The sequence below is a fragment of the Streptomyces sp. NPDC001100 genome (assembly GCF_053598575.1).
In genome coordinates this window covers 308,061-329,962 of sequence record NZ_JBSFKO010000001.1, presented here as the reverse complement: position 1 = coordinate 329,962, position 21,902 = coordinate 308,061, and the positions used below count along the sequence as shown (strand labels likewise).

The 21,902-nt window shown below is 70.9% G+C and carries 19 protein-coding genes and 2 pseudogenes; 10 read left to right on the top strand and 11 right to left on the bottom strand.

All coding sequences use genetic code 11. The features are described from left to right. Positions 1–14: 14 nt before the first annotated feature. From ACWDEW_RS01500 to ACWDEW_RS01490, 3 genes are all read right to left on the bottom strand, one after another. Positions 15–1,325, bottom strand: a complete 1,311-nt coding sequence (locus tag ACWDEW_RS01500) for a M20/M25/M40 family metallo-hydrolase (protein ID WP_450508486.1) — start codon at positions 1,323–1,325, stop codon at positions 15–17. Further along, complete coding sequence (locus ACWDEW_RS01495) at positions 1,318–2,151, bottom strand: M55 family metallopeptidase (RefSeq protein ID WP_450508484.1); 834 nt, start codon at positions 2,149–2,151, stop codon at positions 1,318–1,320. Before ACWDEW_RS01495 ends, ACWDEW_RS01500 begins: the two co-directional genes overlap by 8 nt. 444 nt (positions 2,152–2,595) lie before the next feature. Beyond that, positions 2,596–3,333: an SDR family oxidoreductase gene (locus tag ACWDEW_RS01490; RefSeq protein WP_450508482.1), complete on the bottom strand. Its 738-nt coding sequence runs from the start codon at positions 3,331–3,333 to the stop codon at positions 2,596–2,598. 146 nt (positions 3,334–3,479) lie between these two features. Here ACWDEW_RS01490 and ACWDEW_RS01485 point away from each other — a divergent pair, with 146 nt between their 5' ends. Then, entirely contained in the window at positions 3,480–4,052 is a 573-nt protein-coding gene (locus ACWDEW_RS01485; RefSeq protein WP_450508480.1) for a TetR/AcrR family transcriptional regulator, read from the top strand. Between the two features lie 107 nt (positions 4,053–4,159). Here the strand turns inward: ACWDEW_RS01485 and ACWDEW_RS01480 are convergent, their stop codons facing one another. From ACWDEW_RS01480 to ACWDEW_RS01465, 4 genes are all read right to left on the bottom strand, one after another. Continuing rightward, positions 4,160–4,510 carry an ArsR/SmtB family transcription factor gene (locus ACWDEW_RS01480; protein ID WP_450508478.1) on the bottom strand — a complete coding sequence of 117 codons (351 nt, stop codon included), beginning with the start codon at positions 4,508–4,510 and terminating at the stop codon, positions 4,160–4,162. 144 nt (positions 4,511–4,654) lie between these two features. After that, positions 4,655–5,005 (bottom strand): pyridoxamine 5'-phosphate oxidase family protein, encoded by a 351-nt coding sequence (locus tag ACWDEW_RS01475; protein ID WP_450508477.1) that lies wholly within the window; start codon positions 5,003–5,005, stop codon positions 4,655–4,657. Further along, positions 5,002–6,735, bottom strand: a complete 1,734-nt coding sequence (locus tag ACWDEW_RS01470) for a SulP family inorganic anion transporter (protein WP_450508475.1) — start codon at positions 6,733–6,735, stop codon at positions 5,002–5,004. The genes ACWDEW_RS01475 and ACWDEW_RS01470 overlap by 4 nt, the downstream gene beginning before the upstream one ends. Then, entirely contained in the window at positions 6,732–7,073 is a 342-nt protein-coding gene (locus ACWDEW_RS01465) for an ArsR/SmtB family transcription factor (RefSeq protein WP_450508474.1), read from the bottom strand. Before ACWDEW_RS01465 ends, ACWDEW_RS01470 begins: the two co-directional genes overlap by 4 nt. Before the next feature lie 515 nt (positions 7,074–7,588). Between ACWDEW_RS01465 and ACWDEW_RS01460 the strand changes: the two genes are divergently transcribed. From ACWDEW_RS01460 to ACWDEW_RS01445, 4 genes are all read left to right on the top strand, one after another. Continuing rightward, a complete protein-coding gene (locus tag ACWDEW_RS01460; RefSeq protein WP_450508473.1) occupies positions 7,589–7,855 on the top strand; it encodes a hypothetical protein in 267 nt (88 codons plus the stop codon). A gap of 173 nt (positions 7,856–8,028) precedes the next feature. Next, entirely contained in the window at positions 8,029–8,718 is a 690-nt protein-coding gene (locus ACWDEW_RS01455) for a DUF4142 domain-containing protein (protein WP_450508748.1), read from the top strand. Between the two features lie 538 nt (positions 8,719–9,256). Continuing rightward, positions 9,257–9,631 carry a hypothetical protein gene (locus ACWDEW_RS01450; protein ID WP_450508472.1) on the top strand — a complete coding sequence of 125 codons (375 nt, stop codon included), beginning with the start codon at positions 9,257–9,259 and terminating at the stop codon, positions 9,629–9,631. Positions 9,632–9,986: 355 nt separating this feature from the next. Beyond that, positions 9,987–10,388, top strand: coding sequence for a hypothetical protein (locus ACWDEW_RS01445; protein WP_450508470.1), 402 nt, complete (start codon positions 9,987–9,989; stop codon positions 10,386–10,388). Between the two features lie 54 nt (positions 10,389–10,442). Here the strand turns inward: ACWDEW_RS01445 and ACWDEW_RS01440 are convergent, their stop codons facing one another. From ACWDEW_RS01440 to ACWDEW_RS01430, 3 genes are all read right to left on the bottom strand, one after another. Continuing rightward, positions 10,443–13,208 (bottom strand): AAA family ATPase, encoded by a 2,766-nt coding sequence (locus ACWDEW_RS01440; protein WP_450508468.1) that lies wholly within the window; start codon positions 13,206–13,208, stop codon positions 10,443–10,445. Between the two features lie 228 nt (positions 13,209–13,436). Beyond that, positions 13,437–14,216: an SDR family NAD(P)-dependent oxidoreductase gene (locus tag ACWDEW_RS01435; RefSeq protein ID WP_450508467.1), complete on the bottom strand. Its 780-nt coding sequence runs from the start codon at positions 14,214–14,216 to the stop codon at positions 13,437–13,439. Positions 14,217–14,219: 3 nt separating this feature from the next. After that, the gene (locus tag ACWDEW_RS01430; RefSeq protein WP_450508466.1) at positions 14,220–15,755 is read right to left on the bottom strand and encodes an acyl-CoA synthetase; all 1,536 of its coding nucleotides are present in this window, start codon (positions 15,753–15,755) and stop codon (positions 14,220–14,222) included. A gap of 286 nt (positions 15,756–16,041) precedes the next feature. Between ACWDEW_RS01430 and ACWDEW_RS01425 the strand changes: the two are divergent. From ACWDEW_RS01425 to ACWDEW_RS01410, 4 genes and pseudogenes are all read left to right on the top strand, one after another. Beyond that, positions 16,042–16,779: pseudogene (locus ACWDEW_RS01425) on the top strand (enoyl-CoA hydratase/isomerase family protein). Positions 16,780–16,891: 112 nt separating this feature from the next. Next, positions 16,892–17,164: pseudogene (locus ACWDEW_RS01420) on the top strand (alcohol dehydrogenase catalytic domain-containing protein); the annotation flags it as partial. 406 nt (positions 17,165–17,570) lie between these two features. Next, positions 17,571–17,852 carry a hypothetical protein gene (locus ACWDEW_RS01415; protein ID WP_450508746.1) on the top strand — a complete coding sequence of 94 codons (282 nt, stop codon included), beginning with the start codon at positions 17,571–17,573 and terminating at the stop codon, positions 17,850–17,852. 1 nt (position 17,853) lies between these two features. Next, a complete protein-coding gene (locus tag ACWDEW_RS01410) occupies positions 17,854–19,008 on the top strand; it encodes an acyl-CoA dehydrogenase family protein (protein ID WP_450508465.1) in 1,155 nt (384 codons plus the stop codon). A gap of 49 nt (positions 19,009–19,057) precedes the next feature. Here ACWDEW_RS01410 and ACWDEW_RS01405 read toward each other — a convergent pair whose 3' ends face one another. Next, complete coding sequence (locus ACWDEW_RS01405) at positions 19,058–19,771, bottom strand: TetR family transcriptional regulator (protein ID WP_450508463.1); 714 nt, start codon at positions 19,769–19,771, stop codon at positions 19,058–19,060. Between the two features lie 141 nt (positions 19,772–19,912). On the opposite strand from ACWDEW_RS01405, the gene ACWDEW_RS01400 reads away from it, so the two are divergent. Then, positions 19,913–21,901 carry an alpha-ketoacid dehydrogenase subunit alpha/beta gene (locus ACWDEW_RS01400; RefSeq protein WP_450508461.1) on the top strand — a complete coding sequence of 663 codons (1,989 nt, stop codon included), beginning with the start codon at positions 19,913–19,915 and terminating at the stop codon, positions 21,899–21,901. Position 21,902 lies beyond the last annotated feature (1 nt).

Below are 21,902 nucleotides of genomic sequence, written 5' to 3'. Positions count from 1 at the left end.
TTCTCCCCCACTTGCTAGGCAGTCCTCAGGAAGCGGTCCAGGACTCGGACGCCGAAGTGGAGTGCCTCGACGGGGACCCGTTCGTCGACTCCGTGGAACAGCGCCTGGTAGTCGAAGCCCTCGGGGAGCTTCAGTGGTGCGAAGCCGTAGCCGGTGATGCCGAGGCGGGAGAACTGCTTGGCGTCGGTGCCGCCGGACATGCAGTACGGCACCACATGTCCCTCGGGTGCGAACTCCTCGACGGCGGCCCGCATCCGAGCGTAGGTCAGCGAGTCGACGGGGGCCTGGAGGGCGACCTCGCGGTGGTGGAACTCCCAGTCGACGTCGGGTCCGGTGAGGCGGTCCAGGGTGGTGCGGAACTCGTCCTCGCCGCCCGGCAGATAGCGTCCGTCGACGTAGGCCACGGCCTCGCCCGGGATCACGTTGACCTTGTAACCGGCGTTCAGCATGGTCGGGTTGGCGCTGTTGCGGACGACCGGCTCGCAGAGTTTCGCCGCCGGGCCGAGCTTGGCGAGCAGCAGGTCGATGTCGTCGAGGTCGGGTTGGAGACCGTACAGGGCGGCGAGTTCGGTGAGGGCCGCGCGGACGGTCGGGGTGAGCCGTAGCGGCCAGTCGTACTCGCCGATGCGGGTGATCGCGGCGGCGAGGCGGGTCACCGCGTTCTCGTGGTTGACCTTGGAGCCGTGGCCGGCCCGGCCGTGCGCGGTCAACTTCAGCCAGGCGGTGCCGCGTTCGCCGGCGGCGATGGGGTAGATCTCCCGGCCGCCGCCGTCGTGGAAGGTGAACGCCCCCGATTCGCCGATGCCTTCGGTGCAGCCCTCGAAGAGGCCGGGGTGCCGGTCGGCGAGGAAGCCGGAGCCGTCCTCGGCGCTGGCCTCCTCGTCGGCGGTGAACGCGATGACGAGATCGCGGCGCGGCCGTACGCCCGCTCTGGCCCAGGCACGGACGACGGCGAGGATCATCGCGTCCATGTTCTTCATGTCGACGGCGCCGCGCCCCCACACGACGCCGTCGCGGATCTCGCCGGAGAAGGGGTGCACGGTCCAGTCCTCGGCCTGTGCCGGTACGACGTCCAGGTGACCGTGGACGAGCAGCGCGTCCGCCGAGGGGTCGGTGCCCTCGATGCGGGCGACGACGTTGGTGCGACCCTTGGAACGTTCCAGGAGGGTGGGTTCGAGGCCCGCGCCGGCCAGTCGTTCGGCCGCGTACTCGGCGGCGGGGCGCTCCCGGCAGTCGCCGCCGCCCCGGTTGGTCGTGTCGATGCGGATGAGGTCCGAGGCGAAGGTGACGACCTCGTCCAGGGCCCGCGCGTCGATGTCAGCCATACTGCTCCTCCACCGCGGCCGAGACGATCGTGGTGACCGCCTTGAAGGTTCGGATCCCCTCGTACATGGTGTCGCCGGTGTACGCCACCTTCCGCTCCCCGACCCTCTCGACACCGGGCACGACGGTGGCGGCCATCGCGAGATGCTCGGCGTCGAATTCGAGGGCGAGGGTGAACGGCCCTCCCCGCACCGGTTCCTGACGGACCGCCAGCTTCGCCGCCTCCTTCGCCGCCGCGCGGATGTCGGCGGCCGTCCTCGCCGGTGTCCGGCACACGGCCGCGTATCGCGACACATGGTCCTTGACGGCGACCTTCAGCGCCCCGGGCGCGTACCCGAGGGCGTCCTCGCAGGCCACGTCGTCACCCGTGACCAGGATCACCGGTACCCCGTACTCGGCGACGACATGCGCGTTGAGCAGTCCCTCGCTCGCGCGGACGTCGTTCAGCCACACCCCGGTGATCGAGTTCGCGAGGTAGGTGTGGGCGAGGACACCCTCCATGCCGGCGCCCGCGTGGTAGCCGACGAACGCGATGCCGTCGACGTCGCCGTGCTGCACGCCCTCCACCATGGACAGCGACTTGTGCCGTCCGGTGAGCAGCTGCGTCCGCTCGTCGAGCCGCTCAAGGAGCAGGTTGCGCATGGTCCAGTGCGCCTCGTTGACGAGGACCTCGTCGGCGCCGCCGTCGTAGAAGCCGAGGACGGCGGCGTTCACGTCCGAGGTGAACAGCGAGCGGCACCGCTCCCACTGCGGTGTCCCCGGCAGCACGTCGGCGGGCCAGGTGACGCCGGTGGCACCCTCCATGTCGGCGCTGATCAGGATCTTCATGCTGCTTCACATTACGCGTCGGGGCGGGAACTTCACCCGAGGCGGAGAGGGGGGTCGGGTCCGTTCCTGGGCCTCGGCGCTCACCTGGCTGCGGTCGTCGTTCTCCGCGCCGAGGACGTACCGGTCGGTCGTGGCGACGGTCGAAGCGGCGAGTGCTCGGGCCGGGAGCCACCGCGCACCGCCTGGAGCCTGCGGGCGACGACATCGGCGGTGAGGTCGTCGGCGGTGTGCGCGTGTCACGGCGGCAGGTGCGGGCGTGGCGGCGCGCGGCGTCCGCGTGGCGCCGGTACGGCCGACCTGCCGCCGAACCCGCCGGCCTGGATGCGCTCCGACGACCCCTGGACCGCGCGCCTGGGCAACACACCGGCGCCGAAGAGCACGCAGGCATCACCGCGCAGATTCCGGAGGATCAACGGCCCATCCAGTGCCGCGACCGCATCGCCGTCAGGCTTGCACCGTGGGCCGGACGACGACCTCGCTGATGTCGATGCCGGCGGGCTGCTCGATCGCGAAACCGATCGCGGACGCGATGGCGGAGGGCGGGATGGCGATCTCGTCGCGCTGTCGGACCAGCGCCGCCGCCGTCTCGGGGCTTGCCCCCTTGCCCACCCCCTCGGTGTCGGTGAACCCGGGTGAGACGAGGGTGACGCGCAGGTGCGGCCCCGACTCCTGCCGCAGCCCCTCGGTCAGTACCTTGACCGCCGTCTTCGTGGCCGCGTAGACGCCCTGAGGGGATTTCACGACGTAGGCAGCGGTGGAGGCCACGTTGACGAACTGGCCGGAACGCTGACGCCGGAAGACGGGCAGTGCCGCCCCGATGCCGTTCAGCAGACCGGTGATGTGTGTCGCGACCATCGCGTCCCAGTCGTCCTGGCGCAGCTCGTCGAACGGCGACACCGCCATCGTGCCGGCGTTGGAGACCAGGACGTCGAGTCGGCCGAACCGATCGACCGCCGTGTCCGTGAGGAGTTTGAGATCCTCGCGGCGGGTCACGTCGATGACGACTCCGACGGCGGAGCCGCCCTGCGCGACGATCTGGTCCACCACCGCGTGCAGCCGGTCCTCGCGTCGGGCTCCGAGCACGAGCCGGGCCCCTTTTTCGGCGAGATACGTCGCCGTGGCTGCGCCGATGCCGCTGCTGGCACCTGTGATCGCCACTACCTTGCCTGCGATTCCTGTCATGATCAGCAGTCCTTCGCTACGAAATGTACGCAGGTCAGACCATGACCTACAGTGGAACTGGAGGCGCCTCCATTTAGATGGAGCCTAAGTGGGCGCGCCCCCGTTTAGCAAACCCGACAAGAGCGAAGAGGGGACGACAGCCTCCGATGAGCACAGATGCGCAGCGCCCGTTGCGAGCCGACGCGCGACGCAACCGGGACAAGATCCTCAAGGCCGCGGTGAGCGTGTTCGCCGAGGAGGGACTGGACGCGCACCTGGAGCGCATCGCCAGGGAAGCGGGCGTCGGCAGCGCGACCCTGTACCGCAACTTCCCGACCCGGGAAGCCCTGATCGAGGCGGCGTACCGCAACGAGGTGGCTCAGCTGTGCGACGCCGTGCCCGGCCTGCTCGCGGCACACCCGCCCTTCGAAGCCCTGCGTGCCTGGACACGTCTCTTCCTGGACTACGTGACCGCCAAACTCGGCATGGCAGACGCCCTGCGCGCCATCGCCGCCACGGGAGAGAACCCCTACGGTCGCAGTCGGGACATGATCCAGGCCGCCATCACCGACCTGATGGACGCGTGCCTGGCCGCCGGGGCGATCCGCACCGACATCAGCCCGGCCGACATGGGTGCCGCCCTCGCGGGCATCGCCCTCACCTCGGCGAATCCCGAACAACGAGAGCAGGCCGAACGCCTGCTGGATCTCACCCTGGACGGCCTCAAGACCCGTTCGTAGCGCCGAGGTTGAACATATGGGCGGCCACTTGGCACACCGTCCATGGCCCGGGTTTCCCCCAGAGCGCTGTCAACTCCCGGGAGGCGGCAGCCGATTGATGGCCATCGTCATGACGGCGGTTTCGCCTGGGTCTGGGCGGCCTGGAGGTCGGCGAGGAGTTCGGCCTGCCCGGCGAGCACGCCGGACAGGATGCCGCGGGCGACCCGGAGCAGTTCGGCGATGTCCGGACTGGTCAGCGAGTAGTAGACGGTCGAGCCCTCTTTGCGGGTCACGACCAGGTTCGCCCGCCGCAGCACCGCCAGCTGCTGCGACAGGTGGGCCGCCTCGATGCCGACCTCGGGCAGCATCTCCGCCACCGCGTGCTCGCGCTCGCTCAACAGCTCAAGGACCCGGATGCGGGCCGGGTGGCCGAGCGTCTTGAAGAACTCGGCCTTCAGTTGGTACAGCGGCGTACTCATCGTGTCGTCGCCTCCCCGGTGCGGCGGCACGGCCGCACCCGACCGTCCTCGGCGCATCGCATCCATCCACTCGTCACACACATGCGGCCCATCCTCACCCGCGGCAGCGGCCACACCGAATCCGCGCACAGGCCTGCCTGAGAATCATTCCGCTGCGCGCGCAGGCCACGCCAGGTACAAGTGCCCCGTCCGCCGGGCGGCCTCGTTCGGATCGGTGATCACCTCGGCGGGGCCGGCCACCGTCACCGTCCAGCCGGTGCCGGTCACGTCACGCACCTCGTCCACCGGGTACGTCGCTGTGAGGGGGACGGCTGTCGCCTGCACCGGGGCGCGCACCGCCAGGTGGCCGTACTCCCCGGTGTGCCGGCCGGGCCGGACGACGGTCGCCTCCCGTCGCGGGTGCACCAACCGCCCCAGGGTGCTGCCCTCCAACAACCACAGGGCCTCGGCACCGGACACCTCGACCGTGCGCGTGGCTGCGGGCACAGTGCTCATCGGACGGTTTCCTCTGCTTCCCCGGTGAGGGACCCGGGCGACCGGGCGGCGAGCGGCGACATGACGCCGGCGCACTCCAGACAGGCGCGGGCACCCTGGATCGCCTCGGGCGTGGTGGCGTACTCGCGTCCCTCCAGGCTCAGCAGTTCCAGCGCGCCGACGGAATCCAGGACCTGGCGCTGGCCGGGGCGTATCCCGGAGGTCATGACGGCGATGCCGCGCCGGTGGAGCTTTTCGACCGCGTCCTTGAGGACGAGGGCACCGGTGGCGTCGATGGTGGTCACTCGGGACATGCGCAGGATGACCACGCGTACGTCGGCGACCTCGGCCAGTTCGAGGAGGAAGCGGTGGGCGGCGGCGAAGAACAGCGGCCCGTCGATGCGGTACGCCACGATGTGCTCGGCCAGCAGCGCGTGCTCCTCGGCGCTGTGGTCACCGCGGTCCAGGGGGACCTCTTCGAGCCGGGCCTGCTTGGCCACCGCGCGCAGAGCCAGGACGCCCGCCACCGCCAGGCCGATGATCACGGCGTACACGAGGTCGAGGGCGAGGGTCGCGACGGCGGTCAGCACCAGGATCAGCGCGTCGGCGCGGGTGGCCTTCGCCATCGCGCGCAGCGAGCCGACCTCGACCATGCGGATCGCGGTGGCGAGCAGCACACCGGCCAGCGCGGCGAGCGGGATCTTCGAGACGAGGGGCGCGGCCGCGAACACGATCGCGGCGAGGATCGCGGCGTGGACGAGGGCTGCCAGCCGGGACCCGGCGCCGGTGCGGACGTTGACCGCCGTGCGCGCGATCGCGCCCGTCGCCGGTACCCCGCCGAACAGCGGGGCGGCGATGTTGGCCAGCCCCTGGCCGAACAACTCCCGGTCCGGATCGTGTTTCTGACCTACCGTCATGCCGTCGGCGACCGACGCCGACAGCAGCGACTCCAGAGCCGCCAGCGCCGCCACCGCCACCGCCGGAGCGAGCAGGGAACCCAGCGAGCCCAGGTCGAGGAAGGACAGTGAGGGAGCCGGGAGCCCGGAGGGCAGATCACCGATCGGGGTGGCGGCGTCCAGGCCCGCGACCTGCGCCACGACGGTGGCCGCGATCACCGCGAGGATGGAGAACGGGACGGTGGGTCGCAGGCGGGCGCCGGCCAGCATCACGCCGGCGACCGCCGCCGCGAAGGCGAGGGCGGTCCAGTTGGGATCCTTCGCGAACTCCTCCAGCGCGCGCCAGGTCACGACGAGTACCCGCTCGCCCTCCGGCTTGGGCACCCCCAGGGCATTGGGGATCTGCTGGAGGCCGATCACGCAGGCGATGCCGAGGGTGAAGCCCTCCACGACCGGCGCGGGCACGTACTGCATGTACTTCCCGGCCCGCAACAGGGCGAGCGCGACGAGCATCACGCCCGCCATCAGTCCCACCGCGAGCACGCCGGACGGTCCGTGCGCGGCGACGATCGGCACCAGCACGACCGTCATCGCGCCCGTCGGCCCGGACACCTGCAGATTCGAGCCGCCGAACACCGCCGCCAGCGCACCGGCGACGACTGCGGTCGCCAGCCCCGCCTCCGCGCCCAGCCCGGAGGAAACACCGAAACCGAGCGCGAGCGGCAACGCGACGACCGCCACCGTGAGACCGGCCAGGAGATCGCGGCGCGGGTCGCGGCGCGCCTCCGCCCAATCGGTGCGCCTGGGCAGCAACTCGACGATCCGACCCCGGATCCGGGTGAGAGCGGACGTCATCGCGCGGCGACCCGGTCTTCCCGCAGTTCGGCGAGCAGTTCGTTCCGGCCGGAGAGCATCTCGGTCAGGATCCGGCGCGCGGCCCCCATCAGGTCCGCGACGTCTCCGCCGGCCAGCTCGTAGACGACCGTGGCTCCCTCCCGCGTCGAGGTGACGATCCCGGAGCGGCGCAGGACGGCCAGCTGCTGGGAGAGGCCGGAGGGCTCCACCTCGATCGCGGCCAGCAGGTCGCGTACGGGCAGCGGCCCGTCCTGCAGCAACTCCAGCACCCGTATCCGTACGGGATGCCCCAGCATTCGGAAGAACTCGGCCTTGGCCTGGTACAGCGGAACGGACACGGCTCCTCGACCTCTCCGACAGCGCCCCACACGGGAGGCAAGTGAAGGCTGCGTCTGCGGCTGCATGCGGACACAGTCAATACAGCATCTAGGCAATTGCGAAATTTTGCAATTGAGCATCTGGCTACTGCCGGATCGTTCGTGGTGGAGTGGCCCGCGTGGATGGGCGTTCGACAACCGGGCCGAGGTCGCTTCGGCTCGGTTCAACCGGGAGCAGTGGGACGGGCGTTGCCGGTGTCCGTGGATCCGTAGCGGTCGGTCCGCATGGGCCGTTCGTCCGCGACCGAGGGCCGAACGGCCCTGTGCTCGCGCCCCACGGCGACGAGAACGTGGCGATGCACATCCTGGCTGCGTCGGACCAGACCGACCGGCACCGCGGAGGTAAGAACCATGATCCATGGGCGCGCACGTGTCGCGGTTGTGGCGGCCCTGACTCCGGAAGCGTGCGGCGGCAACGGCAGCGCCGTCACAACGACCGGTCGTACCCCGACCGTCACGGCCGGAACGGGCAACCGGTGGTTGGCCGCCGACGGCACCCGGGTGCGGCCCCTCGACCAGGCCCGGCAGCAGGCCACGGTCTCGGCCGGCAGGCGAAGAACATCGCCCTGGCGTGGCTTCGCGCCCGTGACCGCACGCTGACTCCGGGCGACCCGGAGTCCTGCCCGGGCCACTGCACCCTGCGCACCGGCAAGACCACCGGCATGTTGTCGGTCAACGCCACCACCGGCCAGGTCTGGGACCACACCTGGCACGGCACCTGCATCGCCACCGGCCGCAGGTAGGCAGGACGCGAAGAAGCGTGTGGTCGGCGTACCGAACGCCGATCCATTTTTGCGAACCCCTGCGAGCCCAAAAGGTGCCGCGGGACCCCGTATCCGTACCTCTGTACGTGCGGTTTCCGAACCGGACAGGAGACGCAGTGCTCGTTTCACGCAAAGCGGCGGGAACTCTCTTCCTGGGTGGTGCGCTTGCCGCCACCCTCGGGTCACTTCTCTATCCCGCCATGCTCGGAGTCCAGAAGGTCGGCAGCGCGCCCGAACGGGTCATCGCCACCCCGGCGACCGGACCGCTCACGGAAGCCGACCGGGACTTCGTGGTCGAGGTGCGCGCCGCCGGGCTGTGGGAGTACCCCGTCGGCCGGACGGCCTTACGGAAAGGTACGACGAAGGCGGTCAGGACCGCCGGGGAGCACCTGGTCGAAGGGCATGCCTCACTGGACGCCGCATGCCGCAATGTCGCCGGGCAGTTGAACATCACGCTGCCCAACCAGCCGTCTCCTCAACAGCAGGGCTTCGTGGCCAAGTTGAACGCGGACAGCGGCAAACAGTTCGACACCGACATGACCACCACTGTGCGCGCGGCGGACGGCCTGCTCCTCTCCACGATCGCGAGCGTCCGCACCACCACGAGGAACTCGCTGGTCCGTTCCCTGGCGGACCAGGCCAACGGCACCGTCCTGGACCACATCGCGGTCCTGGAGAAGACCGGCCTGGTCGACTTCGGCCAGGTCCTCGTCCAGGAGACCACCGCATCCGGGCTCCCGGCCCGGGACGTGACTCCACCGCCCCCGGTCGCGGGTGAACCGCAGGTCGTCCTCACCCCGCCGGCGACCGGCACGCTCTCGCCGAGTCCCTCGGCGGGGTGAGGAGCGGGCCCGGCCTCCGGCGCCGGACGGGCCGCCGTACCGGCCCCGGCCTTCCGCCGTCCTCCGCGACGTGCTGCCGGTCGGCACCTGTCCCGGCGGCATCTCCGCCTTCGTACCGGCGAGATCGGCCGCGCACCGCCGGCCGTCCGGCCGTGTGGAGTTCGGCGGCCCGGCCGCGGAGGTCCTCCGCTCATTGCAGCGCGTCTCCCCCGAAGAGCCTGCGCCTCCAGCGGTCTGCGGCGCGGGGCGCACGGCCTTGCGGTAGCGCTTCACCGGTGGGACGTTGCCGCCGCCGCACGACAACGCGCCTGCCTTGTCCCGGAGTTCCAGGGCCGACGGGCAGCAGGCCGTGTCAATTTCCTTACCGGTCGGGGCAGTTCCGGCGCAGCAACAGGTCCCGTCGGCCCGTTGTTCGATCGTCGCGGGTCAGTCCCGAAGAGACTCCCCGCGGGGGAGGGCCGCACGCCTACGGTCCGGGCACCGAGGCGGGTCGGCAGCGCCGGTCCGCCGCAGTCAACGGAACGCAAAGGGAGGCATCGTGGCGAGTGTCGAAGTGTCACTGAAGGAGATGATGACCGGGATCGAGGGGGCGTTGGGGGCAGCGGTCGTCGACTACACCAGCGGAATGGCGCTGGGCACGCTGGGCGGCAGCAAGAGTCTGGACCTGACGATCGCCGCGGCCGGCAACACGGATGTCATCCGGGCCATGGTGCGCACCATGGAACAGCTGGGCCTCAAGGGCCAGATCGAGGACATCCTGATCACTCTGGACAGCCAGTACCACCTGATCCGTCTGATCACCGGCCGCGTCGGCAACGACCTGTTCCTGTACCTCGTACTCGACAAGGCCCGCTCGAACCTGGCGATGGCCCGCCACCAACTCAAACGTGTGGAGGGACAGATCGAGATCTAGCCCGTCCCGGCATGCGGGGGTCACGTCCGCCCACGATGTGAAGACTTCTTCAACTCATCACATCGTCAGGACTGCAATACGTGGTCGTGCTGGTCCTGGGCGTGAAGGAAGGGTCGGTCGTCAGGGGGCGGCCCGTGGTGCGACGCCGTGTGGGCGGATGCTCCGGCAGCCGCTCACCGGCTCTCTGCCGTACTCCTCATCGGTAGCCCTGGTGTCCCCGCGCCAGGGTTATCCCCGACCTCGCCTCTGGGGCGCGGCACCCCGGGCCGTTCCTAGAGTCCGCGTGCAGGTGACGGTCGAAGCCGCTCCATCCGCGAGCCGCTCGCCGTCTTCGGGAAACGCAAGGGAGACGACCATGGGACCGAGCGATGTCGAGCTGGTGCGGGTGTTCACCCGGCGGCCGAAGAGCACCATCGCCGATGCGACGTTCGAGGCCACCGGGGAGATCGAGATCGTGCTGGAGGCGGAGTGCGGGTCGACGCTTCTGGGGCTCGGCGGCAAGTACCAGGCCGAGATCATCGTGCGTGACATCACCGCGAACAACAACATTCCCTTCAAGGCGGCGGGCCCCACGAAGGGTTCCTTCATGGACGCCAACTGGCCGCAGGAGGACCAGAAGTTCGTGTACCACGTGGAGCCGTCCGCGCTGAAGGGGCGCGGTGGGCACCTGTGCCAGGTGTACGCCTACCTCCTCGTCGGTCTGCGCAACTTCGACGCCGACTTCAAGACCAGCGAACTGTTCCTGATCGAGCCGTAGGCACGAGGGCATCGCTGTGGGCCGGCCCGGGGAGTACCCCGGGCCGGCGGGCGCTCAGGGGGAGGGCGCCAGGGCGGCGACGAGGCCCACGCGTGAGGTGAGGCCGAGCTTCGCGTAGATGTGGCCGAGGTGGTACTCGATGGTCTTGATGCTGAGGGCCAGCTCACGGGCGATCTGTCGGTTGCTCAGGCCCTGGGCGGCGAGGCTGCCCACGGTGAGTTCCTGCGGGGTGAGCACCGCGTGCGAGGGGGTGCGCGGGCGGGCCGAGGTGCGTCCGCAGGCGGCGAGTTCCGTCCGGCACTGCTCCAGGAAGGGCACGGCGTCCAGGCGGGTGACCGCGGCCCAGGCGACGTCGAGTTCGGCGGCGGCGGCGCCGCGTTTGGAGCCGCGGCGCAGGAACGCGCCGTAGGCGAGGTGCAGCAGTGCCCGCTCCCAGCAGGTGGTGTCCTGTCCGCAGTGGCGCAGTCCGGCCCGGAAGGCCCGTTCGGCGGCGTCGGCGTCACCGCGGGCCCCTTCGATCATGCCGCGGCAGCGGGCGGCGGCGGCCATGTCGGGCCGGCGGCCACGGGCCTCGGCCAGCGTCTCGTACGGCACGAGGACCGCCTCGGCCTCCAGGGTGCGGCCGGTGCGGACCAGGCTCTCGACCAGGAGATGGCGCCAGGGGAAGACCCCGGGTTCGTCGATGGCGTCGCGGTAGGCGAGTTCCGGGCCGAGCAGCGGGCTCAGCGCCTCGACCACGCCCGCGTGGTCGCTCTCGGCGGACCGCAGCAGGGCCAGTGCGCTCATCGCGTACGCCAGGTCGTTGGCGTCGGCGAGCCGGTTCGCGTACTCGATGGCGCACCGGACGTGTTCCCGTGCGGCGGGGAAGTCGCCGCGGCCCGCGAGGGGGTAGGCGGCGACCGCGTGGACCAGGGCCAGCATCGACTTGTGGTCGGTGTCCTCGGCCAGGGACACGGCCTGGGTGCTGTGGGCAATGGCCTCGTCCCAGCGTCCGGCGCGGTACTCGGCGTCGGCGAGATAGCCCAGTGAGGGTGCGACCACCGACGGCAGGCCCCCCTTGCGGTGTGCGGCGCAGGACTCGCTCAGGTTGCGGCAGGCGGCGTCGTACTCGCCGTTCCACATGCGCAGCGCGCCCCGGGCGAAGAGTCCGTCGAGTTCCTTGGCGCCCGAGTAGGGGCCGTGTTCCGGCAGGTCCGCGACGGCTTTGAGCCCTTCGTCGAACCGCCCGGTCAGCGCCAGCGCGAGGGCGAGTTCGTCGCGCAGGAGCGAGGCCCGGTCGCCCGGTCCGGTGTCGAGTCCCCGGCGGGCCCAGCCGACCGCGCCGTGCGCGTCGCTCTGGATGAGGCACAGCCAGGCCATCTGTTCGGCGACGCAGCGCACGGTCTCCGGCTCGGTGTCGGCGCTCCGGCTGCGCCAGGCGGCGGTCAGTTCCCGGCGGGCCTCGTCCTGGCGGCCCGACTCCAGGGCGAGGCGTCCGAGTACGTACTGCTGCTGCGCGGTCCGCGGCAACCTCCGTACGGTGTCGGTGAGTTCGACGGCCTGCCCGACGTCTCCCGCGAGCAGCAGGTACTCCACCGCCTGGACCGTGCGTTCCTCGGCGCGGGTGCGGTCGGCGGTGAGCCGGGCGCCCGACATGAGGTGGGCGGCGGCCGCCGACCAGGCGCCCTCGTCGGCCTGCCGGGCGGCGTACGCGGCGAGTTCGTCGGCGAGACCGGCGTCCGGCTGGACGGCCGCGCGAGCCCGGTGGCGCAGCGCCTCGGCGGGTTCGTCCGCGAGCCGGGCCGCCGCCTCGTGCAGATGCGAGCGCCGGCGCGGCCCCAACCCCTGGTAGACGGCGGCCCGTTGGAGTGGGTGGGCGAAGACGGCCCGGGGCAGGTCGACGGCCGGTTCCTCGGTCAGGAGTCCCGCGGCCACCGCCTCCTCCAGCGCGTCGAGCGGGGTGGCCACTCCACCGACCCGCGCGGCCTCGTGGAGCGGGCTGGACATGCCGAGCACGCTGGCCGCGGCCACCAGTCGCCGGGCGGGAGCGGTGCATGCGGCGAGTCCGTCGTTGACGAGACGTGCGTAGCTGCGTGGGGCCGGCAGTGCCGCGTCGCCGGCCGTGAGGACGTCACGGGGGACCTGGTCGAGGAGGGCGCGGGTGTGCAGCGGGTTGCCGTGGGTGTGCGCCTGCAGCCGGGTGGCGGCCCGCCGCGAGAGCGGGGCGGTGCCCAACGCGCGGCCGAATTCGGCCAGTTCGTCGACGCTGAGTCCGTCCAGCGTCAGCCGGAGTGTGCTGTCCTCGGCCAGGATCCGGCGCAGTCCGGCGGGCAGTCGCGGGTCGCCGGTGTCGCGGGTCGCCAGCAGGGTGAGCACCCGGTCCACGCGCAGCCTCCGCTGGACGAAGGTGAGCGCGTGCAGCGAGGGTGTGTCGGCCCAGTTCATGTCGTCGATGACCAGGACGACCGGGGACCGGTCCTGGGCCCGGCCGAGGGCGTCGATGAGCGCGGAGCCGACGCCGATCGGGTCCGGCAGTGCGGAGCCGGCCCGCCCACAGCCGTTCAAGTCCCGCAGTGGGGCGTCCGGCTCGTCGGCGAGGCCCGCCACCAGCTGGGCCAGCACTCCGTACGGCAGGTCCGCCTCGCCCTCCGAGCCGCTGGCGCGCAGCACCCGGTGGGCCGCCCCCAGGTCCTTCAGGAATCGGCGCACGAGTGAGGTCTTGCCGATCCCCGCGGGTCCGTCCACGACGACGACCTGGGGTTCGCTGTGCCCGGCGCGGCGCAGCCGGTCGGCCATCCGCGCGAGCTCGTCCTCACGGCCCAGGAACACCGTTTCCGGCATGCGGATCCCTCCCCCTTGAGTACCGCGCCAATGGAAGAGTTCAGGCCGCGAAGTCGCGCTGCCGCCAACGATTCGGACCGCGTCCCCCGACTTCACGATGCCGGGGCGGCCGGGCTTCTTCAACCCACTTCACGGACAGAACGGCGCACGGAAGAGCGCCTTCGTGCACACCTGAAGCCCCAGTCACCGCAGGCGAATCGGCCACCTGCCGCGCGGGCCGCCCGCCGGCTACCGCGCGGTCCACCCGCCGTCCACCGTGAGCGTCGTCCCGGTGACGAAGCGCGACGCGTCGGAGGCAAGGAAGACGGCGGCACCGCCGAGCTCCTCCACCTCGCCGACGCGGCCCAAGGGAGTGCTGTCGACGATGCGTTCGCCCCAGCGGCCGGCCAGCAGCCCGGAGCTGAGGTCGGTGTGGAAGTAGCCGGGCGCGAGCGCGTTGACCCGCACCCCGCGGTCGGCCCACTCGACGGCTAGGGCCTTGGTCAGCGCCTCGACCCCGCCCTTGCTGGCCGCGTAGGCGGCGATCCGCTCGAAGCCGGTCCGGGCGTGCACCGAGGAGACGTTGACGATCGAGCCCGAGCGCTGCTCCAGCATCACCTTGCCGGCCTCGCGGCAGCAGTAGAAGGTGCCCTGGAGATTGACGTCGAGGACCTGCTGCCAGTCCTCGTCGGTGACGCGCTCGCTACGGGTGAAGTGGGGACTCGTACCGGCGCAGTTGACGACCGCGTCGAGGCGGCCGGTGCCGTCGGTGATGCGCTCCACGATGGTCCGTACGGCGGCGGAGTCGGCGACCGAGCCGGGCAGCACCAGCACCTTGCCGCCGTGCGCGGCGAGTTCGGCCTCCAGGCTCTCGAGGTCCGCCGCGGTACGGGCAGTTGCGGCCACGGTGGCCCCCGCCTGGGACAGCGCGACGGCGATCGCCCGCCCGAGCCCCTTCCCCGCACCCGTCACCCACACCGTCCGCCCGTCCAGCCGCAGTTGGGCATTCACGTCCTTCGATTCCGCCATGGCTCAGCCCTCCGCGACGATGTCGCGCAGGGTCCGCTTGAGGACCTTGCCGGACGGAGTGCGGGGCAGCTCGTCGACGATGTCGAAGCGGGCCGACACCTTGAACTTGGCGAGCCGGGCCCGGCAGAACTCCCGCAGCTCCTCCGCGCCGGCGCTCTCGCCGGGCCTGAACACCACGAAGGCGCGCGGCACTTCACCCCACCGGGGATGGTCGAGCCCGACCACGGCGGCCTCCAGAACGGCCGGGTGCTCGTACAGCACGCGCTCCACCTCGGGCGTGGCGATGTTCTCGCCGCCCGAGACGATCATGTCCTTCTTCCGGTCGTCGATGTAGAGGAAGCCGTCCGCGTCGACGTGCCCGATGTCGCCGGTGTGGAACCAGCCGTCCCTCAGCGCGGCCGCCGTGGCCTTCTCGTCCCGCCAGTACCCGGCGAAGACCTTCGGCCCGCGCAGCGTGATCTCGCCGAGTTCACCGGCCGGAACCTCGACGCCCGTGTCGTCGACGATCCGCACGCGCGTCTGCGGCACGGGACGCCCGACCGAGCCCAGCTTGGACAGCGCGTGCTCGCGGTCGAGGAAGGTGTCGCCGGAGACGGTCTCGGTCAGGCCGTAGGCGTCGGCGAGCCAGGCGTTGGGGAAGGCGGTCATGATCCGCCGCAGCACGGGCTCGGGGGTCTTCTCGCCACCCCCGAGGACGAAGCGCACCGAGCCGGTGTCGTACTCCTCGCGGTCGGGCACCTCCAGCACCGCGTTGACCACGGCGGGCGCCAACCACACATTGGTGACCCGGTGCTTCTCGATCGCGTCCAGCACGCCCTGCGGATCGAACTTCCGCTGGAGGACCACACTCCCGCCCGCGTGGAGGACCCCGAGGGCCGGCATGTCCAGCCCGCCCACGTGGTAGAGGGGCCCGCACACCAGTGTGGTGTCCGCCGCTGTCAGACCGAAGTGGACGATGTGCGCGAGGTTCTTGGCCTCAAGGTTGCCGTAGGTGATCCGAACACCCTTGGGCCGTGACGTCGTCCCCGAGGTGTACATGAGCCGCTGGAGATCGTCGAGTTCGACGTCCACGGGCTCCACCCGCTCCCCCTTGTGCCGGGCCAGCAGCTCCTCGTAGTCGGTCCACGGTTCCTCGGGCGGCTCGTCCCCGCCGATCAGCACCCGGTGCTCAAGATCCGTCAGACACCCGGCGCTGCGCTCCACCGCCCGGACGAACTCCGGCTCGGTGACGATCACCTTGGCCTGGGCGTGGCCGAGGATGTACTGCCATTCCTCTGCGGAGAGGCGGTAGTTGAGCGGCAGGAAGACCGCGCCGAGCCGGTTGACGGCGTACACCAGCTCCAGGAACTCCGGCTGGTTGTAGAGCAGCAGACCTACGACATCGCCGCGCCCGACGCCCAGCTCGGCCAGGCCCGCCGCCAACTGGTTCACGCGTTCGTGCAGTTGACGGACGGTCAGAGAACGCTCGTCCTGGACGACGGCGACGGCCCCGGGCCGCTGCGCCAGGTGGTAATCGAGGATGCTCGCGAAATTGTGCACGGCTCACTCTCGCTCCGTGGTGTTCGGCGCTGAACACGGCTCGACCACGGCTCATGGGGCAAACCGGATCCCGACCGGTCGGTTGCCCACTCACATAATTTAGTGTACCCCTTGGTCTATAAAACCTGTGAGCCGCACTTTACGACGGCGCGTGCGCATCGACAACCATCCGAGCGCACGTGCCGCCGCTGCCGCCGCTTCCGCCGACGAGGAGGGTTCCCACGTGCCACGCATCCGGCTGGACTTCGAAGGACCGGTGGTCACGCTCCGCCTCGACAACCCGCCCATGAACGCCTTCGACTCCGTACAGAGAGAGGAGCTGTCCGCCCGCGTACGCGAGCTGGCCGACTCCCCCGCCGTACGGGCCGTGGTGCTCTACGGCGGTGAGCGGCTCTTCGCCGCGGGCGCCGACATCAAGGCCCTGGCCGCGATGGGCCCGGAGGAGATACGTGGCTAGAACCGCGCGCTGCAACGCACCTTCGACGAGGTGTCGCGGTTGCCCATGCCGGTGATCGCGGCGGTCACCGGCTACGCCCTGGGCGGCGGCATGGAACTGGCCCTGGCCGCCGACTACCGGGTGGCGGCGGAGGACGCGGTCTTCGCCCAGCCCGAGGTCCAGCTCGGCATCATGCCCGGCTCCGGCGGCACCCAACGCCTCGCCCGCCTGATCGGCCCGTCCCGCGCGAAGAACCTCCTGATGACCGGCCGCAGGGTGAAGGCGGAGGAGGCGCTACGGCTGGGGTTGGTGGACGAGGTGGTCCCGGCGGGCTCAGCTCTGGACGCCGCCCTGACCTACGCCCGCCAGCTGTCCGAGGGCCCGCCGGCAGCCCTGGAGGCGATCAAGGAGGCGGTGGACCACGGCATGGCGGCGGGGCTGGCGCTCGAACGCGCCCTGTTCACAGGCGTGTTCGCCACGGAGGACGCAACAACGGGACTCCACGACTTCCTCAGCCGCAAGACACCCAAGGGGCGCGGGGAACCGCGCGACCAGCCCCCACCCGCCGGCAGCCGAAACACGACATGAAAGGGGCGGAAAACATGCAGGCACTCGTCTGGCACGGTGCACAAGATCTGCGTTTCGAAGAGGTCGCCGAACCCCCTGAACCCGCCCCGCACGAGGCCGTCGTAGAAGTGACGTGGTGCGGAGTCTGCGGTACAGACCTGCACGAGTACCTAGAAGGCCCCCACATGATCCGAGAGGGCCCCACCCCCTCACCGGCACCAAGCCACCCCTGGCCCTCGGCCACGAACTCAGCGGCACAGTAGTCGCGTTGGGAGCGGCCGCCCCCGGCATCAGCATCGGCGACCGAGTGACCGCAGACCCGGTCTGGCGCTGCGGCACCTGCTTCTGGTGCACGCGCGGCGAATACCACATCTGCCCCAAGAGCGGCTCCGTGGGCCTCGCCTCCCCCGGCGGCTTCGCCGAACGGGTCACCGTCCCCCTCGCCGGCCTGACCCGCCTCCCGGACAACGTCAGCGACGAACTGGCCGCCGTAGCGGAGCCGTTGGCCGTAGGCCTGCACGCCGTGACCCGCGCCGGGGTCAAACCGGGCGACAACGTCCTCGTGGTCGGCGGCGGCCCGATCGGCGTGGCCGTGGTCTTGGCCGCCCAAATCGCAGGTGCCGCAGGCCTGTTCGTGAGTGAACCCCTCGCAGGGCGGCGCGAAATGCTCCTCGGCATCGGCGTCACCGAAGCCTTCGACCCGCGCGAAACCGACGTACGGCGCGAGGTGTTCGTGCGCACGAACCGCATCGGCCCGGACGTCGTCATCGACGCGACCGGCGTGATCCTGGCCTCGCCGCCGAGCCGTCTCGATCGTCCGGCGCGGCGGACGGGTCGTACTCGCCGGCGTCGGGCACGGCAGCGTCGAGTTCGACATGGGCCAACTCGTGTTCTACGAACGGTCGGTGGTCGGCACGCTCGGCTACAACTTCGACATCCCGCGCGTGATCGATCTGATGAGCACCGGACGTCTGGATGCCTCCGCCCTGATCACCGGCCGTTTTCCGCTCTCGGGAGGAGCCGGTGTCTTCGAGGACCTGGCAGCCGACCGGGCCAAGCACCTGAAGGTGCCGCTGACCCCGAAGGGACTGTGACATGGACTTCGACCTGCCCGAGGAGACCCTCGCCCTCCAGGCCATGGTCCGCGAGTTCGCGGCCAACGAGATCACGCCCCACGCGGCCGAGTGGTCCGAGAACGAGGTCTTCCCCACCAAGATCTTCACCAAGCTCGGCGAACTCGGCCTGATGGGCATGCTGGTGCCGGAGGAGTACGGCGGGGCCGGCTCGGACACGGTCACTTATGTCGCGGTGATGGAGGAACTCGGCGCCGCCGACCAGTCGGTGGCCTCCTCGTGGAACGCGCACTCGACGATCGGCACGCTGCCGTTGCTCGCGTACGGCACCGAGGAGCAGAAGCACCGCTGGCTGACCCCGCTGGCGAAGGGCGAGGCGATCGGCGCGTTCGGGCTGACCGAGCCGGACGCGGGCTCCGACGCGGCCGGGATCGCGACCACCGCCCGCCGCGCGGACGGGGGTTGGGTGATCAACGGCACGAAGATGTTCATCACCAACGCGGGCACCGACATCAGCCAGGGCGTCACCCTGCTGGCCACGACCGGCAAGGGCGCGGACGGCCGCAAGGGGTACGCCACCTTCTACGTGCCGACGGGCACACCCGGTTACACGGTCGGCTCGAAGCTGAAGAAGCTCGGCTGGCACGCCATGGACACAAGGGAGTTGGTGTTCACCGACTGCTGGGTCGCCGACGACCATCTGATCGGCGAGGAGGGCAACGGGCTTCGGCAGTTCCTGTCCGTGCTCGACGGCGGCCGGATCAGCGTGGCCGCGCTGGGGCTGTCGCTGGCCAAGGCGGCGCTGGCCCTCGCGGTCAAACACGCCAAGGAGCGGCACCAGTTCGGGCGTCCGCTCGCCGACTTCCAGGCGGTCGCGCACAAGATCGCCGACATGGGTACGGAGTACCAGGCGGCCCGCTGGATGGTGTACCGCGCCGCGTGGCTCGCCGACCAGGGCCGCCCGCACAGCACGGAGGCCGCGATGGCCAAGCTGTACGCGTCCGAGGTCGCCAACCGGGCCGCCTCACAGGCGGTTCAGATCCACGGCGGCTACGGGTACGTACGCGAGTCGGAGATCTCCCGTTTCTACGCCGACGCCAAGATCCTGGAGATCGGCGAGGGCACCAACGAGATCCAGCGCAATGTCATCGCCAAAGCCCTGGTCAAGGGCGCGTGACGGGGCGGGATCCGCAGTGCGCCGAAGCGGCGGCGCACCGCGGGTCCGGTCAGCTCGCGACCGAGACCGACTCCGACTCCCACAACGCCTCCGGATCGAGAGGCAGTTCGGGCCGGGCGCGCTTGAACTCGGCGGCCAGCGCCTCGACATCGGGCAGCTCGCGGTCGTTCGCGGCGAAACCACGGAACAGGGTCGAGCAGTACTCGCCGGACAGGAACGCGGCGTCCCAGCTGCCGTCCGGCCGCACCCACTGGTAGGTGTGGTTGTGCAGGTTGAGGAACTGGAGGGTGGCCAGGTGCGGTTCGACCGCGCGGAAGGTCCCCTCCTCGACGGCCTCGGTGAGCAGCCCGGTGATCAGGTGCTCGAAGTCGGCGCGCTGCCGGAGCACGATCTCCAGCTCCTTGCCGCTGAGGCTGCGGTAGTCGTGCTCGTAGACCCAGATGTGGTCGAGCCGACGGAAGATGATCGTCAGCAGCGACTCGGACAGCAGCCGCAGCCGCAGCAGCGGCACCTCGTCGAGGGCCGCGATCTCCTTGGCGCGGGCCAGCAGCGGGCCGAGGACCCGCGACTGGATCTCGATCAGCAGGTTCTCCTTGGAGCCGATGTAGTAGTACAGGGCACCCTTGGCGAGCCCGACCGCGCGGCCCAGGTCGTTGATGGAGGTCGCCGCGTAGCCGTGTTGCGCGAACAGGGACGCCGCGGTGTCGATGATCTTCTGGCGTCTGACTTCGAAGCCCGGCCCATGACCCGGCGGTCGTGGCATGTCTTCTCTCCCCTTGCTGTGACGACGTGCGTGCTGTCCCGGGCCCGCACAGGCGCCGCGCTGCGGCACGCCTGGGGGAAGCGGCTCCGGGGACGCCGCTCTAGTTTGCTAGACCAAACGGTACATTAAAGCGAGGACCGTATGCCTCAGGCATCGCACCACATCGGAACCGCGACCGGCACCGCACGGACGGACCAGCTCCTGAAGATGTACCGGCGGATGCGCCGCATCCGGCGCTTCGAGGAGCGGGCCTCCGACCTGTACAAGGCGACGGAGATCCCGGGCTTCCTGCATCTGTCGATCGGCCAGGAGGCGAGCGCCGTCTGCGCCTGCTGGCCGCTGGGCGCGCGCGACGGCATCACCTCCACGCACCGCGGCCACGGCCATGTCCTGGCGAAGGGGCTGGACTCGGCGTCGATGATGGCCGAGCTGATGGGCAAGGACGCGGGCACCTGCCACGGCCGCGGCGGCTCGATGCACATCGCGGACCCCGGCCTCGGGATCTACGGCGCGAACGGCATCGTCGGCGCGGGCCTCCCGATCGCCGCCGGGGTCGCGACCGCCGCGAAACTCCGGGCGGCCGGTGACGTGGTGGTGGCCTTCTTCGGGGACGGGGCGGTGGCCCAGGGCATGTTCCACGAGGCCGTGAACCTGGCCGCCGTATGGGATCTGCCGGTGGTCTTCCTCTGCGAGAACAACCACTACTCCGAGTTCTCCCCCGAGTCCGAGCAGCACCGCGCGCCGCTCTCCGCGCGCGCCGCCGGGTACGGCATCGCGTACCAACACGTCGACGGCAACGACGTGTTGGCGGTGGCGCAGACCATGACCGGGGTGGTCGCGCGGCTGCGTGCGGGCGGCGGCCCGGTCCTCGTCGAGGCCGAGACGTACCGCTGGCACGGCCACTACGAGGGCGACCCCGAGCGCTACCGCCCCGCCGAGGAGGTCGCCGCCGCCAAGGAGCGCGACCCCCTGCTGATCGCCCGCCGGCAGCTGGACGCGACGGCGGCCGACGCCGTGGACGAGGAGATCGACAAGGAGATAGAGGCGGCGATCGACTGGGCGAGGAGCCTGCCGGAACCGGCCCCCGAGACCCTGCACGACTACGTCACCGCGCCCCGCCCCGCCGTCGCCGAGCCCGCGCCGCTCCCGGCCGACGCCGAGATCTTCCGGTCCATGGACGCCGTACGACTGGCCCTGGAGCACGAACTGACCGCCGATCCGAGCGTGTTCGTGGCCGGCATCGACGTCGGCGCGGGCGGCAACGTCTTCGGGCTCACCCGCGGGCTCGCGCAGGCCTTCCCGGGCCGGGTGCGGGACACGCCGATCAGCGAGAGCGCAATCGTCGGTACGGCGGTGGGGGCGGCCATGGCCGGGATGAAGCCGGTGGTCGAGATCATGTACATGGACTTCATCGGCGTCTGCCTCGACATGCTCCTCAACCAGGCCGCCAAACTGCGCTTCATGACCGGCGGCCGGGCCTCCATGCCGCTGGTGGTCCGCACCCAGTTCGGCGCCGGCCGCTCCTCGGGCAGCCAGCACTCGCAGAGCCTGGAGGCGCTGCTCGCGCACATCCCCGGCCTGACGGTGGTCATGCCGTCCAACCCCGCTGACACCTATGGCCTGTTGCGCGCCGCGATCCAGGACCCCAACCCGGTCGTCTTCGTCGAGAACCGGCTCCAGTACGGCCTCAAGGGCCCCAAGCCCCCGGCCGACCACCTCATCCCCCTCGGCAAGGCGAAGGTGATCCGCGAGGGCACCGACCTCACCCTGGTCTCCTGGTCGCGGATGGTCCAGGACGCCCTGGCGGCAGCCGAGTTGCTCGCCGGCGAGGGCATCAGCGTCGAGGTGATCGACCTGCGCACCATCGCCCCGCTGGACCGCGAGACCGTTCTCGCCTCGCTCGCCAAGACCAACCGCCTGGTCATCGCGCACGAGGCGGTACGGGACTTCGGCGTCGGTGCGGAACTCGCCGCGATGGCGGTCGACGAGGGTTTCTGGCACCTGGACGCCCCGGTCACCCGCGTGGCCCCGCCGTCCGTCCCAGCGCCGTACGCACCTTCGTTGGAGCGCGTCTGGCTGCCGTCGCGGGACACGATCGCGGACACGGTGCGGCGGATCGCCGCGGTCTGAA